The following is a 17,056-nucleotide window of genomic DNA, read 5'->3' on the forward strand; positions in this document are numbered from 1 at the left end:
TAGTAGAACTTTCTAAACGTAATAAAACCACAAGGTACACCCCTTGTGGTCAAATTAATCTTTTAACTAATTAAAGCTCTTCTTCAATTCTTCTAACGATAATTTACTTGTTTTTTCAACTGGTTTAATTGAAGTAGGGAAATATGGATTTGTTGTCATAAAGTTCTTTTCAACATAATTGAAGTCTACTAGATCAACTACTCCATCTTTATTTAAATCTTCCTTCAAGTTATCGCCTGTTGCCTTCGCTTTATTTGCAATTATTTTTGCATCGTAAATGTCGATTACATTATCTCCATTTAGATCTCCCGCAGCAGCGGTGTCAGTGTAAGCGATGTAGTCTATTCCTTGGACTGTTCCGTCTATTAATTTACTTAATTTAAGTTTTTTACTATATTGATAGTGTCCTGGAATGTTGACTACTAATGTGTAATCATCTGCAGTAGCTGGAATATCAAAAATAGTCATATATCCATTTTCTGAAATATCCGCTTTATATTGTTTTCCATTTTTGCCCACAACATATGCTTTTACACCTAATTTTGAATAATCTAAGTCATAGTTATAAAAGTTAACTGCCTCACCGTGGAAATAGCCTTCTAAAACTGAGTGTTGAGCTATGAATTTAAAGTGATTAGCGTATGTTGGTAATGTAACTTGATTCCCTTCATTGGTCTGATAAGTTGATTCCTGATAATAAAATCCGCTTTCTCTCATATAGTTAAGATCGCTCACGACTTTTAGATTAATATCTAACAAATCAATATTGCCATTAATTTTCACCGGTAATTTTGTCTTTTTGTCCTTAATATCAATTGAAATTGTCGTCATATTTGACCAAGTGTCTTCTGCTACTTGTGGTTTACCAATACGAACACTCCAATTATTTTTCTTTATTAACTCATCTAATTGCTTCGATTGCTTTACACTCGTGACTTTATAATAGTTAGGAATATTGATTGTTGCATTTGCACTTGTTAAATCCTTTGCATTATGGACAGTAAACGTACTCGTAAACTCTGAACCAAGCGTTACTTCTTTCGCCGCTGTATTAATCGTTGAATATCGATCACCTTTATTAATAATTGTAAAATCAGGGAAAATTGGGTTACCTGCAGTTGCATAGTCATAAGTATAAACTGCTATATTTGTAGGGTAATTAACATACTCTTCTGGTAGTACTCCAAATTTAAAATCTCCATTTGCTGTAGGGAAAAATTGTGCTGTTGGCCAAGATGAATCCTGGTAAGCATAAACCATATTCGCTTCTTGTGTCAGATTATGTCCTTTGCTATTTAAATAGTCAATCGTATCATCATACACATTGCCGTGGACCCAATAAGCTTTGTAGTCTTTACCATCTATTGGGTTTGTTTCAGTTGTTAAATCATCACTAGTAATTTCATTTATGCCTGTCTTTTTATCAAATATTACTTTTGGAGGAGTATTATCAATTACCATATCATTGTCTACTTTATAGGTTTTCCCATCTGCATCTGTACCAATATAAGAAATGATATACTTACCTTCATCTAATGATTCATATTCTAGTGATAGTGGTTTATTTGGGTTGCCTGTAAATAATTTTACATCACCTGAAAATCCGTACATCACTAAGTAGTCTGTATCAACATTTGCTCCATCTAAATCGAAAGTACCGTATAGACCAATTGGTTTTCCAGATAAATCACTAACAACAACATCTATTTTTTTCATTTCACTGTTTAATCTGATTGTAACTGGAGTAAAAGGTAATATATCTGGGTGGTAATTACTTAGATCACTCGTAATTGCATTCTTAAAGAATTCAACCTTTGCGAAGCCACTTGTTGTATAACGAACATGGAATGGAATTTGATATTCCTGTGTCTTTGATTCATTTTCTACGTAAATATACCCTTCATAAATACCAACCTCAGCAGAATTTGGTATAGATATTTTCGCATCTACATTAACGCTCTCGTTTCCATTAACTGTTACAGTTGAAGGTAATACTAGTTTTACTCCGTTTTTACTAGCATCCTTTGAAACACTATCGATCGTTAAAAATTCTACTCTCGTATGATATGTTTCATTTTGATCACTTAAGTTTTTAATATTAATTGATGTTGTTCGATTTTGTTCCTCACTTGTTTGCGTAATACTTCCAAATGGTAACGAACCTGAAACATCATCAATCTGTTTTTTTAATCCGTCCTCATCTAATGTATATGTTTTATTCTGAACTTCGACTAAAGTCGTATTATGAACGGCTTCATATGCATCTACTCGTCCAGCTCCAACTTCGTTTACATTATAAGTTCTTCCTTTTAACGGATCTGCTGTATTCATAAGAGCAGCTTTTACATCTGCAACAGTATAATCTGGATGGGATTGAAGAAGTAATGCAGCTACTCCCGCAACATGCGGTGTAGCCATTGAAGTTCCATCCATACTAGCGTAACTAGTTGAATAATCCGTACCCTCCTGGGGATTGTTTATATATTCTGGAACCGTTGAAAAAGTGGATACTCCAGGTGCAACTACATCTGGTTTAATATCAAAATTATTACTAACAGGACCACGGGAACTAAAGTCTGCTAATACATCGCCCGAAGTCATATTTGACTGTAAATCTGTCATTTTTAATTTAGCATCTGGATTCTTTTTAAGTTCATCTACAATGCTTTGCCCCTCATCTTGACTCATTTTAAAGGTAGGTACATACCCAAAGTTTTCGCCTAGGAAAAATGGAATCTCATCCTCTATATTGTTATAAATTAACACTGCCACCGCCCCTTTTTCATGAGCACGACGAATTTTTTCGTCAAAAGATAATGTACCGCGTGAGATCAGCGCCACTTTCCCGGTAACATCTTTATTTGCATAATCTTCTTCTGCACCGATACCTACGTCAACAACATTCAATTTTTTATCAATAACACTTAAATAATCTTTGCCTAAGCCATGAGCCATTAACTCATTACTAACTACAGCCTTACCTATACTCGTTTTTACTGTCGGTATATCTGTAGGGACATCACTTGCCCCAACAGTAATTGCTAGTGGTGATGAACCAGGTGACCCTAAGGATCCTGGTGTCGGACCCGCATTTCCTCCAGCTACAACAGGAACTACCCCTTGCAGCGCTGCATTATTAATCGCTACAGCTGTTGCATCCAAAGAATAATTATTGCTGTTTCCTAAAGATAGATTAATAACATCCATACCATCTTCTACAGCTTTCTCAATACCAGCTATAATCCAAGAATCATATCCTGAACCATAGTGACCAAGTACTCGATATGCGTATAAATCAACGTTCGGAGCAACACCGGTCATTGCATATTCAACATTATTACGTGGGTTTGAAGCAATTGTTCCTGCTACATGTGTTCCATGTTCGGTAACAAATGGTCGACCATCGACTTCGGCAGGCTCACCAGAAGCGATAAGATCAGCAGGCGTTGACTCCATCGGATCTGAGTCATTATCTACAAAATCATAACCACCTTTATAAGCATCCTTCAAATCCGGGTGATTATAATCTATACCTGTATCAAGAACACCAACCTTAATTCCTTGACCTTTTATATCCTCGTTATGTAAACGATCGACACCTAAAAGTGGTAATGCTGGAGGGACTACTTTATTTTCTTTCGAATCTTGAGTAGTTAGCTCATTAATTGGTACACTAACTTTGTTATCCTTCCAAATTCGTTTGACAACACCAGTTTCAAGAAGTGAATTGATTCGATCTGTAGGAATTGTCATAGCCACTCCATTAAATACATTTTCAAATGATTGCTTAATATGAAACTGGCTAGTTGCCTCCTTCGCTTCTTGATTTATTTCTGCTTTTTGGTTTTTCTTATTCCATATTTCCGATAATCGCTTTTTAAAAAATTCTTGTTCGCCTCTAATTTTTTCTCTTTTAATTTTTGACACTTCTTTTATTTTTCCATTTTGATCCTTCTCGATTGGTGAAGTTTTAAGCTCAACAATAATGTTTGCGTTTTTGTCCTTTGATGTTAATAAACTTGGATCTACCACAAAACCTTCTTGTGGAGTTAATCGTTTAATTGATTGTCTCTGCTCATCCGTAAGTCCCTTTAAGAGTGTTTCTACAGAATTAGAAGTTGCATAAGACTTTTTTGGTGGCATTAAATAAGATGTAAAAAAGCTTGTAGTCAATACACTAGTTACCATCACGTTTAACATTTTATTCTTTCTAATCTTCATTTCCATGCTCTCCTTCTCTTAAGCCTTCGTTAGATTAACTAAGTGAAAATCGAATCTTAATAGGACACAAATCAAAAATGATTAAGTATCTAAATATATTTCATTCCTCCTATTAAAAAAATGATGTAAAATTAGATTAAGAATAATTAAATAACTCTAATAATTCGATTGTAATTTAACAATTTTTCATGGTAAATAGGGGTTATTTCAGACAAAGTTTTCATTTAAATTCTTATTTCATGACAAAAAAATCGTTTCTAGATTGTCTTTTTAGGATGAAAGTCTCATATTTTACTAAATTTATTGATTGATAGATTGTATTTTGGAAGAAAGTCATCTAAATTCAATAGAAATTTTTATTATAAACTTGGGGGAATTGTTGGTTTTCTACTACTCAAACTTTTAATAAAAGGTTTTCTAAGGGGAGAAATATATTATGTATGAGGGGAAAATCATAAAATATTATCGAGAAAAATCTCAAATGACACAAGAGCAATTAGGAAAAGGTATTTGTTCTAGTACACATATTAGTAAAATTGAAAGATCTCAAACTGAATATGCACATGAAATCATTACACTACTATCAGATCGACTTGGAATAAAAATTGAACAAGAGATTTTAAAATTACAAAATATCAAAAAGCAGATCGATAACTGGCAGCAAGCAATTGCTATGCAATTATTTGATGAAGTAGAAAAAATCAACATAGAGCTTGAACAAGAAGAGCTAATTCAAATATCAAATTATATAAATCAATACAAATTACTCCGCATTCGATACTTTCTAATACAAAATTTACTTGATAAAGCATTAGAGCTCATTGATGAAATCAAAAAAATAAAGCATAAATTAACGCCTTACGAACTAAATCTTTTTAGACATGTGTTAGGAATTTACCACTTAACAATCCACGAACCTTTACATGCCATTCAAGTTTTAAAAGAAATAAATAATGGGGAATATGCTAATGAAGAATATTTTTATCATTTAGCATCAGCCTATCACTCAAACGAGTTGTCTGTAATGGCCTACTTCTATGCTGATAAAGCTCGTCAATATTTCAAAAGTATTAATTCCTATCTACGTGTAATTGATTCCGAGATGCTTATGCTCATACAAGTTAAAGATAATGAAGACTTTACAGAAATCATTAAAAGGTTTGAAAACTTAATCCAAAGCTGTGAAATTTGCAAATCGAACGAACGAAAAGCTAGAGTATTTCATAATTTAGCATTTGAATACTATCGAAGAAACGATTACAAATTAGCAAAAAAATATTATTTTGAGTCGATGAAATTGAAGGATCATAAATCGATCCCATACATACTATCACTCGAAGGATATATACGAAGTTCCTATTATGGAGAACTTTTACCCAAAGGAGAATTACTACAACTTATTAATGAAGGCTACCAGTTAGCTTCCGAGAAAAGCGATAAATTGTTTATCTGTTTATTTACTTTATTAGATCTATTAATTTTAGAAAAAGAACAAGATTATCATCGATATTTATCGGATTACTCATTACCATATTTTAAAAAATTAGGCTTTGCATATTTGATCAATCAGTCGGAAAAAGAATTGTTTAACTATTATTTTAAATGCAAACAAACACGTAAAGCACTTGGAATTGCTAATACATTAATAAATCAATAAAATGGCATGTCCTCATTGAAGGACATGCTATTTATTGTGTTGAAAATATGTGGTTGATGTCATCTTTTTGTTTATTTACTTACTCATGAACCTCTTATGAGTTAATTTTTTTCGTAACTCATCTCTTTTTTAACTCATGAACCCTTATAAGTATCTTCAATGTATTTTTCAATATTGAACAGATTATTTAATTTCAGCACACTAAAAAGGCATGTCCTATTATAGAACATGCCTTTTCACCCGCTCTTCCTATCTTAGCTTTTCTTAGCTGGCATTGCTTCTTCCAGTGCAAGATGTTTTGTATATAGATAAGTAGCGTATTCTTTTCCGACGTAACGAATATGCCATGGCTCATAGTGATAATGTGTTAAGTCTACTTTATCTTCAGGATAACGAATGATAAATCCGTATTCATGTGCATGTTCTGCTAACCATTTTCCTTCAGGCGTTTGTGCAAACTCGACTTCTAAAGCATTACCAAATGATGGCGAAGAAACATCCATAGCTAGTCCAGTCTGATGTTCGCTTGTTCCTGGATATGCACTGTATGCTTTAGTCCATTCTTCGCCATGTACAGATAGATAATTATTGTATAACGAAACTTGTCGATCGTATGAACGATATCCAGAAATTGCAGTTAATGTATATCCATCCGATTTTGCACCAGCAAATAATTTTTCTAATGCATGAGCAGCTTCACTTCTCATTCTTGTTTTTTCTTTTACTGCTCCATTTAATGGAATAGATGGATAGATAAGATCGCTCGGTTCATATCCATCTGGTAGTTTTCGATCTTTATTAACTAAAACTAAATTTGAATCGATGTTTAACACTTCTAATAAACCGGACTCGTCTTCTTTTGTTGTTTTATAATAATCTGGGAAGTTTAGTACATTATTATTTTTAACAATATCTGTTTTGACTTGGTCGTTTTTCTTAATCACAATTGTTTTAGGTTCTTTATTATGATTCTGATAGTTTATAGTACCTACAACTCCTGCTGCTATAACTAAAGATGAAATGGCTATACCTATAATTGGTTTTTTTCTACTAGACACTGACTTTTCTCCTCCTATATTTTCTATATTTTTTATCATTTTTCATGTCACAAAAAATCAACTTTAGCTTTTAAAAAAAGCCGAAATTTTACTTTATATTTTCTCTACTAACAATAGACGAATTTAATTATACAAAAAGTTTTATAATCTGACATTTTTTTTAATTATATGTTATGGTAATAAATAGTATTTTTAACAATTCTAAAATTGTGTTAATATAATTTTATCAATAGATAAATATAACTAATTTTTTTAGAATTTTTAGGAAATAGATTTCACTACAAAACTAATACATCTAAGATTCTATATACAGGAGAGAAAAATATGAAATGGTTAATTTGTTTTGGCCCCTTATTGGAACTAGCTATAACTGCTACTATTGCTAAATTTTGGGCTGAAGACTTTAGAGAAATAGCACCGATTATCATACTTCAGTTTTTACTTTATACATTTTTAATTACACCAATACTACTTTGGGGATTTTTACGTTAACTATTTCCCAGGATAAAAACCTTCTTTTCGAAGGTTTTTATTCTATATTTAAATAACAATCAACCGAAGAATACTACGTATTTTTAAGTCAAAAGAACTATATGAACTAATTTGCATGTCGAATGTATGTCGAGCGATTCACTATTTAATATCCTAACGTAAATATGTTTCAAACGTGTAACATACTAGTTAAAATTTATTTTTTAAGTATTTTATAAACTTAAATGTTAAATAACCAACTCAGCAGTTTTGGAATTCCTTTTCGTTAATTTAATATTGTTATCGGTATTATTTTATTTTTTTATACAATGAGCATTGCTATTTTTAAGTTTAAAAAACGAACTTCTGGATTTTGAATAAGTTTTTTATTTAATCAGTAATATTTTTCAATGTAAAGGAGGCAATATGAGGTTGATTTCCACTACAGGATTCTCGCTTTCCATGGGGCAAGACCTGAGCCTCCTCGGCAAGCCTGCGGGGTCTTTAGCCTTCCCGCATTTCCAATAGGAGTCGAGTATCCTTCCGTTCCAATCACCTTCTTCAACTTAAAAAAGCATACAATAAAGAACCTTTTTAATCCCCCTTACTTAGTGAAAAATAGAAATTAAATACGCAGTTATTTTGCTAATATCGATAAATCGTCTACTTATAAACAAATAATAGAATTTCTTCTTCAAACAATTAACATCTCAATATTTTATATTCTGAAATAAATCCATTACTAAAGTTTGATGGTATACCCCAAACAAATTATCTATTAAAACTAATTAATAACATCCACCTGACCCAACAAGCTTTAAATAAATGTCTATTCTTTAAACACATTTCAAACTAACAATTAATTCTTCACTTCTTAATCTAATTAATAATTAAAGCTAAAGTGATTTGTTTTTAACGGATTTTAAAGAACACCAAATTGAATTTGAATGCATTTAGAATATACTTCCTGAAGATCAACTACTTGAAAAAATAAATCAATACATTCATTTTTTCAGTTATTCTTGAAAGATTGAACATAGGGAACAGTACATTTAACACCTACAGCAAAGGCAGATTTTTCACGTAAAAACACATTTTTTATTGAAAGGTTATTTTGACATAAAAAAAGAGCGTAGAAAATTCTCTACACTCTGGGGATACAAAATATCATCCTCATTTCACTAAAATCAACCGTGCAAGTTCCCTAGCATCCAAGGTCTATTTCCATAATATCCGATTGGAATTTGTATTAGACTTGTTTTTTCTGTTTCTTCTAATTCATATATTTCGTCACACAATTTTACATCATATCCTAATAGTGGGTGGCCACCCATTTCTAGGGCTGATGCGGCGATCAGTAATCGCTGCACCATCATACCGGCTTCCATTTGTTGAATTCGGTAGCCACGATAGCTATGTGTCGACTTGATGTGTTCTTTGTTTCCGACTACATGTATGCAAATTGGGATTTGGCATAAGTTTACAGTTGAAGCATTCATTCCATATTGAAGCTGGATTCGATGATCACCTAATTTGATTTTTATTAATGAATGAGTAAGATCATCATAGCAATATGCGCCATCGGTAATCCCCTCGACGTTGTGTAAACACATATATAGTTTGGGACGATTTTTATTTTTTTTGAAGGGTTCGTCTAAATCGTTCAAATACGAAAAGGTAGCTGTTGTCTCTCGAAGTAGGGTCGCTAGATTTTTTTGACTGACGGGACGTATTGTAAAGTCTAATTCGGGTGAAAAGCGTTTCTTACATATAGCTGCTAGATCATATGATAACATGCTGACTTTAGGCAAAGTTATTCGTTGCTGACCTTCTAAAACTTCATCACTTTTGTCTACTTTTTTAAATGATTGCGTCGAATCCATCATTGATAGTTTATTTATTTTAATTAGCATTGGGAATTCTCTTATATTTTTCGATTTTAATATATACTTGTGCGAAACTATTGGTAATTCTTTACTTAAATCTGTTGAATTGAAACTCATGCTTTTACTATTTTCACTAGAAAATAAAGACGATTCTTCAATAGAGATCGGAATTGCAGCGTATATACTTTCCTCCCGTTCGTGCACACCAATTAGATGGTTGATTGCTTGATCTAAAAACTGATAGTATACCCCTGCTTTAAACCCAAAGCGTTTTGATACTTCTAAAATCTGTCCAATTAATACACCAGCATCCAAACTTTGGAGACGATAAGAAAAATTATTATATTTAAAGAAGTTTTTCCAAAACATTGTTGAAATAAAAATAGTACCAAAACACTTAGAAATCTCACATCTATTTCCTAGAGCACTTGATACATAAGAATCAAAGTTTCCTTCTCTTAATAAAACTAAGCAATGTCTAGCTACATCATAATGATAAATCCCGGAAGAGACTTTATCGCTTTTTAAATATAAGTATACTTCATTAGGGTAAAGCCCCCCACCAGAAGGTACAAATCTTCGGTTTGAAGACATCATAGTAACGGTCTCATTTGAACCAGAAGGAATAGCCGTTTGGGCAATTTGAGTTAATCCATATACATACCATAGAAAATACCCTATTTCGTTTAAGCTCGGATTTACTTCGTTTTTTTCCTCTGTTAATGATAGTGGAATGTCCAGTGAAAGAGGAATTATAGGTAAATCTTTGTATAATTTATAAGTTAAAGGCGCATCCTCCCAGTCTACTTCCCAGTTTGATTGATTTGCCTTTTCAATATCAAAATGAAGGTTGTGTAGAAATGTTTGTAAACTCATCTAATGAACCTCCTAAAACACCCCCTATGGAAACGGATGTGGATATGGATTTAATTGTTCCGGCTTTAGTGGCTTTTTCGCATAGCCTAATTTAACTGGCACCTTTAGCACTCGATCAAGCCCATTTAATCGTTTTAAATGATTTCCGAATGTCATCGGTAGCATACCAGGGATTAATACTTTTACACAAAATAATCCATTTCGTTTAAGCTCAGGTGTAGTTTGATCAACTACAATCACATCAAGATTTAATTGTTTAAATACTTGCAGAATATCCTTTAGATCTTTCGTCAAATCTGCATGGTTTGTATTCCATTTAAATTGTTGCTCAAACGTACTTAATGGGCGGTTATCATCTAATAGAAACTTCAAACGCTCTTCTGCTTGTCGCAATCCATACAGCATTCCATGATCATCCATTTGTTTAACGAGCGTGTTATCTAGAAGCATTTTCATAGTATTGGCGTAATTTTCTTCAAACTTCTTATCCAAAGTCAACATCATTCCAGCTAGCTCATACACTGCGCTCTTAACCGCCCTAACCGGGTCAAGATGAGCACCGGCAGCGCAAATGAGATTTAAGCCACTTTCTTTTATATTTTTGGCAATTGCTACGATACTTGGAACTCCATTTTCCATCGTCGAGTTAAACAAATGAAGTTCATAGCCACCAACCAAGCGCATACGTTCAATCATTAAATCCAGCTCTTGATCATTCGCCGATTTAGGATCAAGTCGAGGAAGTTGTAGCTTGGCATACCAAGTCATTAAGAATGAATCCCGTTCAACAATTTCCAAAATACCATAAAATATAGCTTCTTCTAGACTACCTCCAAGTGCACAACCATTTGAAGTTTCATACACAAAGCCATGTCCACAGCCCAAGCTGTAATACGCAAGTAACTCAGGTACAAGAATCGGCTCCTCTTTCATAAAGGAATAGCCCCATACCCAATCCATTTTACGCTTAGGATTAAACGACCTGAATGGGAAGTGTGGTAAAGCATATTGCTCTTTTGAATGAGTACCAACTATTTCCGGATTAATTGCCCGGTCTTTTAAATTTTGATAACTATCGTGAACTACTGTTCGCTTCCCCCTAGGAGTAAGACCACAATATCTTTCTAGCCCCTCTAAAATAGCAGTTAATTCACTAGACTCATATGAGAGAGTCCGTCCTGCCGTTCCTTCGTCCCCTTGAAGTAGTGGTAAATTTACAACTACATCTGCAAATGGGGTAGTTAGATCATATGCCTTTCCGTTTAAAAAACCTGTTCGTTGACCTAAATAATCACTAACCAACACCTTTTTCAATTCGTCCATTGAACGACTACGGTAGCTTGTAGGAGAAATTTTCATACTAGGTTCAAGTGAAATAATCGCAGAATCAGAAGTATCATCATCTAACTGCCCACAATTTGGACATAATGGGTTTGGTAAAAAAAAGTGATTTGAACTTTTAAATGTCTTTAAATTTAAGATAAAGATTCTTTCGTCTATACGCGTTTCTTTCCCGTTCATAAACTTTTCTACTTCAGCTGCAATGAGATAAGCCATTTGTAGTAATCCTGTTCTAGTTCCCCATACATCGCTTGATTGCCCATCACCTTCTAATAACCGATCATCTATTTTTAGCATTTCTCTTCGTTCTCTGCCGGCCATTATACGTCGATAATCGGCGCATTTAATGCAACCAACTTTTCCCGGACGCACTAAAGGTCCAATTACACCTTCTCCAAATGAAACACAGGCACGTAACCATGGCACATTAGCTATTCTTAACTTTTCGTCGGCTTTTTCAAGAACTTTTGGATTCCATGCGTCGTCCAAAATTAATATTAAATTAGTGTCTTCTTGGATCGGTTCGTCTATCTCCTTCTGCTGGACTATTTGATAGTTATTTAAAAGAATCTCAGACACATATTTCGTTAATAGTCCATCTCCCAAAATGGTAACGACTGATTTCAAGATTGGTTCACCTCTCTTAACAAGACGCCATAAACTCCCGCTAGCTCCTCTACATTAAACGATTCTAGCATTAATTCTAGCGATAAAATCTGCTTTTTATTCTGCTTTAAGATGTTTATAGCCGAAAGTAAAAGATCAGTATGTTCAGTACCTTTAGATTCAGGAATTATGATGTCGAGTTTTTGCTTTTCTTCAAGTAAAATTGCTGAAGTCTCAATAGCCTTTGAATCATATAATGAAGACTTGTTTTGTGCCTCCTTAAGTGCCAGTTTTAATGCTTCTTGAAAGGCAATTGTTATATTTAAACCAACACTTCTATACCAACCTTGTTTTGTACCAATCCATATTACAGGAAATCCGAAAATTTCCTTTCCTAGTGCTATCTTCGGTAAATCTTGTATCGTATTAAATGCTTGTAGATAAAATCTGGCCCGTTCATCTTCTATTTTTATTTCATTTACATTCCGTATATCGTTTTTTTGTCCATTCGTTTGCTGATCAAGCTCTTCAGACAAATATTTTTGTAAACCTCTACAAATACTCTCTGAAAAAGTTTGACCGGTAGCGATGGCAATATATTCATGTGGTTCAATACTCTCCACAACTTCAGTTTCTGAATTCATAATAATTTGCTCCGCTATTTGTGATACATACATTTCAATCCCTGTAAGCCCTGCTTCCCTTCGTGCTTCCTCGTGAGTTAGTTCAGTACATACTTTATTTGATAATAGTTTAACTGGACCCTCAGTGAGTGGATCTACTACTTGTATATGGCATTGCGCCAAAGGAAGTTGATTTAATTCTCCTTCATCCCAAACGTGAAATAGTCCAGTTTCTTGGGAGTTAAATTGACCTAAGTATGTTAATAGCTTGCTTTGGTCACTTCTATTAATATTTTGCCCTAGCATTTCTTTAAAATTATGAACTAGTTTGGCCCTTGCCTTCCCACTGACTAATGGATGAGGCGAAAATGAATGCCAATTACCTTCAAGAGTTTCTTGATTAATAATAAAAATTTGATTATATTTTTCCTTCTCACGTGAATTTGTAATATCTTTAAATAACTCAAATACTATGATATTCGTTAACATTGCTGCCGTCATTGAAGACAAAGGTTGCAGTGTCCCCCCGTCATTCAGTATTTCTTGATGAATACTTCTCCAAGCTGACTCAAAGCAAGCCACAGAATTTGGCGTCACTAGCGGGCCGGCCATACTAATCTTATGAGAAGAAATTGCAGGGATAAATCTCTTGTTCTCCCTTTTACATATATCATTCAGCATCTTAAGTTCATATAAATTATCATCCTCTGAAACATATAAAATCGAATCAAAATTAGAAACAATTTCTCGTAAAGAAAGCTTCTCTCTCTTTATTAATACAACTTCTGCCTCAGTATCTGTTTTCTTGGCATGATCAACAATCTCTTTTATTCGTTTTTCGTCGGTATTTTCCGGGCTCGTTATTAGAAGGTTAAATTTCGGCAACCCTGACTCAAGTAATGCCGAAACTAGCGAATTGACAATTGATCCAGATCCAATTGCTAATACTTTTGATTGTCGAAACGTCTGAAAACGATAGGAACCAGACTCTCCAAAACAATTTAGAAATTCTATTTGACTTGCATATTTAGTTAAAACCTCTTCTGACAATTGATGAGGATGATCCTTACTTACATCCCGCGCAAAGCCATTATTATATAGTATTTCTCCAATTTCATATACTCGATCTCGGTATTGGCTAGGAAGTCCATTTGTTAAACTTTCCAATGAATGGTCACCATTAAACATAGGAAATAACTTTTCAATCCACTGGTAAACAGAGGCACCTTCCATACGAAATGAACTTAAATTATTCCTGAAATAAACACCTCCATTCGAATCAGGTATAAAAAAAGTATCTCGATTAACTTTTAGCCGTGTAGATGAATTCAATTTGGACATACTTTTCAACCCCTTCAATGCAGTGAGTTGTATATTGAACTGCACAAATACTTTCTTCATAATCCTATGTTTTTTTAGTATTCCTTATGTCATAACCTAACTAGTTAACCCCTACTTTATATAAGTAGGGGTTAATGACCTTAATGGACAAATAGTTTTTATAAAACGTTACAAATTAACGATGACAGCGACCGCAGTGACCGCAGCCTCCGCAACGGAAACAGCCTCCGCAACCTCCACATCCTCCACAGCCAAAGCAACTAAAGAAAGGGAAAAAACATGCAAAAACTCGAGAATCATAAGGTTGATATTGATAATAATCCCATGGGACTACTTGACTAGACTGTAACTGCCCAACATTTAATTGTTGAAGTTCTCTTTGAAAATCATACATTCTTATAACCTCCGAAATGAAAATTCTAAAGCTCTCAAATATACAACTTACTGACCCAAAATAAAAACAGTTCACTCAATTGAATCTACTATCATGCAGACTCTCAAATCCAAAATATGATGAGTACTTGGGCATTGTTACTGTTTCAAACGCCCAATTTGGGTCATCCTATAAAAATAAAAAACCCCACTTTAATAAAGTGAGGTTTTTCAATCGTAATTTATCGGTCTTCATCCTTCAATTAAAACAACAAATGTCGCTACAGTTTATTCTTCATTAAGAGTAATATTTTTTAGTTGGGAATAATTAAAAATACTCTTTCTTCTCCTTGACCTAATCCCTTTGATTTCTTTTCTAAATACCATTTTTATAATATGTAAGTTATTTATTTTACCTTCTTTAAATAGTAAGAAATACGGCAACAAAAGGAAATCGAAAATAAAAAGTAAATCTCTTACCATAAAAAACGAGAAGAGTGTCATTGAGAACTCTTCAGTTTGATACAAACTTGAATATGAAAAAACCGCATACCTTTCATAAACGGTGCAAATTAATAATATAGCTCCTACTACTAAAGATGTGAAACTATATCCAATATGTAGTTCTCTTTTATTGAAATCTAAAAAGGTCGGAAGTAAATACAGCAAAATAACAATAAAAATACTAAATAAAAATCCTACTAAAGTAATTCCACTGTATACAATAGACTGGACTAACAAAAGTTTTCCTAGAATAAAAAGCATGATCATACTCTTCATCATTTCCCTCCTCCAATTATCAATTTTAGATCACCAAACTTTAATGATTATCTACATCTACGAATTAAAATGGCTTCTCTTCTGTCAATCAAATTATATCTTTGCCTATTAAAGTTTCCTATGCTATTTTTTACCGTTTCAATAGGTAAAAACGGCTAATATATAAAATGGCTTTTAGCAATTTACAAAACTATTTGTGACATTCCTAATTTAATTATTACCGTTTTTAACGGTAAAAATAGTCATACCTTTGTCGTCCATCTAGGATTAAAATAATTTTAGGAATATAACATTTTTTGTGATTCATACCACAAAGTTTTGAATTACATTTAGTTAGTCAAAAAATTTACTTATTGATAAAAGTAGGAGATGGGATGGATAAGGCTAGTTTACGCAGATTACAATTAATTGATGTTTTAAGCAGTCAAGAAAAATGGTTTAGAACGGAGGAGCTTGCTAAAAAGTTAAACTGTACGGAAAAGACAATTCGAACTGATATACAAATAATAAACGCAACATTCCCAGAAGGTTGGCATATTGAAACAATTAAAGGAAAGGGTATTTATATAAATAACCCTAATAATTCTACACTAGAACAAGTCCGTTCATTATTTGTTAAAAATTCTCTGTCACTACAAGTCATCATGTTTATCCTTATAAAGGATGTTGAATACATTAGTGATTTAGGCAAGGTTTTATATACGCATCATAATACTGTTTATAAGATCCTTGAACGGGTAGACACTTTATTAAAATCGTATAACCTAACTTTAAAGCGTGCTCCCCTTGAAATAATCGGAAATGAGTTTCAAAAAAGAATCTTATGCTGTGATGTACTATACGGACTTTATTCTCATACAAATACATGGCCATATGATTCACTATCGTTTTCAACGATTGAAGAAATTGTTTCTATATCAGCTGAAAATAATAATTTATTATTATCTCCATCGACAACATTCAAATATATTTACTACGTTGGCACGATGCTCCAAAGAATCGACAGAGATTTGCACTTGGATATAAATCCCTCAAACAATATAAAAGACTCAAAGTTTTATTCAGTTGCAATTGAGATTTGTGCGCAGCTAGAAAAAGCATATAAAATATTAATTCCATCGAATGAAATAACTGCCCTTTCTCTAATGATTTCTACATTTCCTTATTTTTGTAGTGAAGACGAACATCAGGACGAAGTAATTAAACTCTACCATAATAAATCAGGGAAATTTTACTTGGAATTACACGCTCTTGTTACGATGCTCGAAAATAAACTTGATTTAAATTTACATGGTAATAACGATTTTATTCTCACTTTACAAAAACAATTTAGAGCCCTTTCCTTAGTTCTATTTATTAACACTAGAATAAATAGATCCTGTCCAATTTCAGATTACGTTAAAAAGCGTTATCCTGAATTATTTAATCATGTAAAAAATGTATTTCGTCATTGGTGCAAACATTTCTCTTATCCAGAAGTAAATAATGAGGTAGTTGCTAAAATTACATTAAATATTCAAGCAATCATTATTAATTTATCTTTTATAAAAAATAGAGTTCTACTAATAACTAGTGAAGGTTATGGTGTCCAACATTATATAACAGCAAAATTAACAAAAGAATTTAGTAATAAAATCCGATTTGTCGAGCTTCAAAATGGTGAATTAACAAATGAAAGAATTAGCGAACTACGAGTAGATTTTATTATCGCTGATTTTAATATTGATATAAAAAATATACCTGTTGCGGTAATTAGTCCACCTCTGTCACAGCGTGATCTTAACCATATCGCTCATTTTTTAAAATAAACTTTTACTAATTAAG

At 32.9% G+C, this 17,056-nt stretch carries 10 protein-coding genes; 3 read left to right on the top strand and 7 right to left on the bottom strand.

Translation table 11 applies throughout. From position 1 onward, the window contains the following. Nucleotides 1-66: 66 nt before the first annotated feature. Nucleotides 67-4,221, bottom strand: a complete 4,155-nt coding sequence (locus ACFCYN_RS05010) for a S8 family serine peptidase (protein ID WP_375947943.1) — start codon at nt 4,219-4,221, stop codon at nt 67-69. 436 nt (nt 4,222-4,657) lie between these two features. Here ACFCYN_RS05010 and ACFCYN_RS05015 point away from each other — a divergent pair, with 436 nt between their 5' ends. After that, on the top strand, nt 4,658-5,878 hold the full coding sequence (locus ACFCYN_RS05015) for a helix-turn-helix domain-containing protein (protein ID WP_375947945.1): 1,221 nt from the start codon (nt 4,658-4,660) through the stop codon (nt 5,876-5,878). A gap of 254 nt (nt 5,879-6,132) precedes the next feature. Here the strand turns inward: ACFCYN_RS05015 and ACFCYN_RS05020 are convergent, their stop codons facing one another. After that, nucleotides 6,133-6,936 carry a M15 family metallopeptidase gene (locus ACFCYN_RS05020; protein WP_216853974.1) on the bottom strand — a complete coding sequence of 268 codons (804 nt, stop codon included), beginning with the start codon at nt 6,934-6,936 and terminating at the stop codon, nt 6,133-6,135. Between the two features lie 324 nt (nt 6,937-7,260). On the opposite strand from ACFCYN_RS05020, the gene ACFCYN_RS05025 reads away from it, so the two are divergent. Then, a complete protein-coding gene (locus ACFCYN_RS05025) occupies nt 7,261-7,428 on the top strand; it encodes a hypothetical protein (protein WP_172446861.1) in 168 nt (55 codons plus the stop codon). Between the two features lie 1,166 nt (nt 7,429-8,594). On the opposite strand, the gene ACFCYN_RS05030 is transcribed toward ACFCYN_RS05025, so the two are convergent. From ACFCYN_RS05030 to ACFCYN_RS05050, 5 genes are all read right to left on the bottom strand, one after another. Then, nucleotides 8,595-10,169 carry a SagB/ThcOx family dehydrogenase gene (locus tag ACFCYN_RS05030; protein ID WP_375947948.1) on the bottom strand — a complete coding sequence of 525 codons (1,575 nt, stop codon included), beginning with the start codon at nt 10,167-10,169 and terminating at the stop codon, nt 8,595-8,597. A 24-nt stretch (nt 10,170-10,193) separates the two neighbouring features. After that, a complete protein-coding gene (locus ACFCYN_RS05035; RefSeq protein WP_172446859.1) occupies nt 10,194-12,137 on the bottom strand; it encodes a TOMM precursor leader peptide-binding protein in 1,944 nt (647 codons plus the stop codon). After that, nucleotides 12,134-14,080 carry a putative thiazole-containing bacteriocin maturation protein gene (locus tag ACFCYN_RS05040; RefSeq protein ID WP_172446858.1) on the bottom strand — a complete coding sequence of 649 codons (1,947 nt, stop codon included), beginning with the start codon at nt 14,078-14,080 and terminating at the stop codon, nt 12,134-12,136. The genes ACFCYN_RS05035 and ACFCYN_RS05040 overlap by 4 nt, the downstream gene beginning before the upstream one ends. 175 nt (nt 14,081-14,255) lie before the next feature. After that, a complete protein-coding gene (locus ACFCYN_RS05045) occupies nt 14,256-14,474 on the bottom strand; it encodes a heterocycloanthracin/sonorensin family bacteriocin (protein WP_172446857.1) in 219 nt (72 codons plus the stop codon). Nucleotides 14,475-14,740: 266 nt separating this feature from the next. Then, complete coding sequence (locus ACFCYN_RS05050) at nt 14,741-15,235, bottom strand: hypothetical protein (protein ID WP_375947951.1); 495 nt, start codon at nt 15,233-15,235, stop codon at nt 14,741-14,743. Between the two features lie 371 nt (nt 15,236-15,606). On the opposite strand from ACFCYN_RS05050, the gene ACFCYN_RS05055 reads away from it, so the two are divergent. After that, nucleotides 15,607-17,040 carry a BglG family transcription antiterminator gene (locus ACFCYN_RS05055; protein ID WP_172446855.1) on the top strand — a complete coding sequence of 478 codons (1,434 nt, stop codon included), beginning with the start codon at nt 15,607-15,609 and terminating at the stop codon, nt 17,038-17,040. The last annotated feature ends 16 nt before the right edge of the window (nt 17,041-17,056 follow it).

Origin of the sequence: Gottfriedia sp. NPDC056225 (assembly GCF_042267765.1) — a bacterium.
Lineage (GTDB): Bacteria > Bacillota > Bacilli > Bacillales > Bacillaceae_G > Gottfriedia.

Bases quoted from the DNA above. Each gene is read 5' to 3' on its own strand.
- ACFCYN_RS05045 (WP_172446857.1), bottom strand. From the start codon at position 14,474: ATGTATGATTTTCAAAGAGAACTTCAACAATTAAATGTTGGGCAGTTA.
- ACFCYN_RS05050 (WP_375947951.1), bottom strand. From the start codon at position 15,235: ATGATGAAGAGTATGATCATGCTTTTTATTCTAGGAAAACTTTTGTTA.
- ACFCYN_RS05030 (WP_375947948.1), bottom strand. From the start codon at position 10,169: ATGAGTTTACAAACATTTCTACACAACCTTCATTTTGATATTGAAAAG.
- ACFCYN_RS05055 (WP_172446855.1), top strand. From the start codon at position 15,607: ATGGATAAGGCTAGTTTACGCAGATTACAATTAATTGATGTTTTAAGC.
- ACFCYN_RS05015 (WP_375947945.1), top strand. From the start codon at position 4,658: ATGTATGAGGGGAAAATCATAAAATATTATCGAGAAAAATCTCAAATG.
- ACFCYN_RS05040 (WP_172446858.1), bottom strand. From the start codon at position 14,080: ATGTCCAAATTGAATTCATCTACACGGCTAAAAGTTAATCGAGATACT.
- ACFCYN_RS05025 (WP_172446861.1), top strand. From the start codon at position 7,261: ATGAAATGGTTAATTTGTTTTGGCCCCTTATTGGAACTAGCTATAACT.
- ACFCYN_RS05010 (WP_375947943.1), bottom strand. From the start codon at position 4,221: ATGAAGATTAGAAAGAATAAAATGTTAAACGTGATGGTAACTAGTGTA.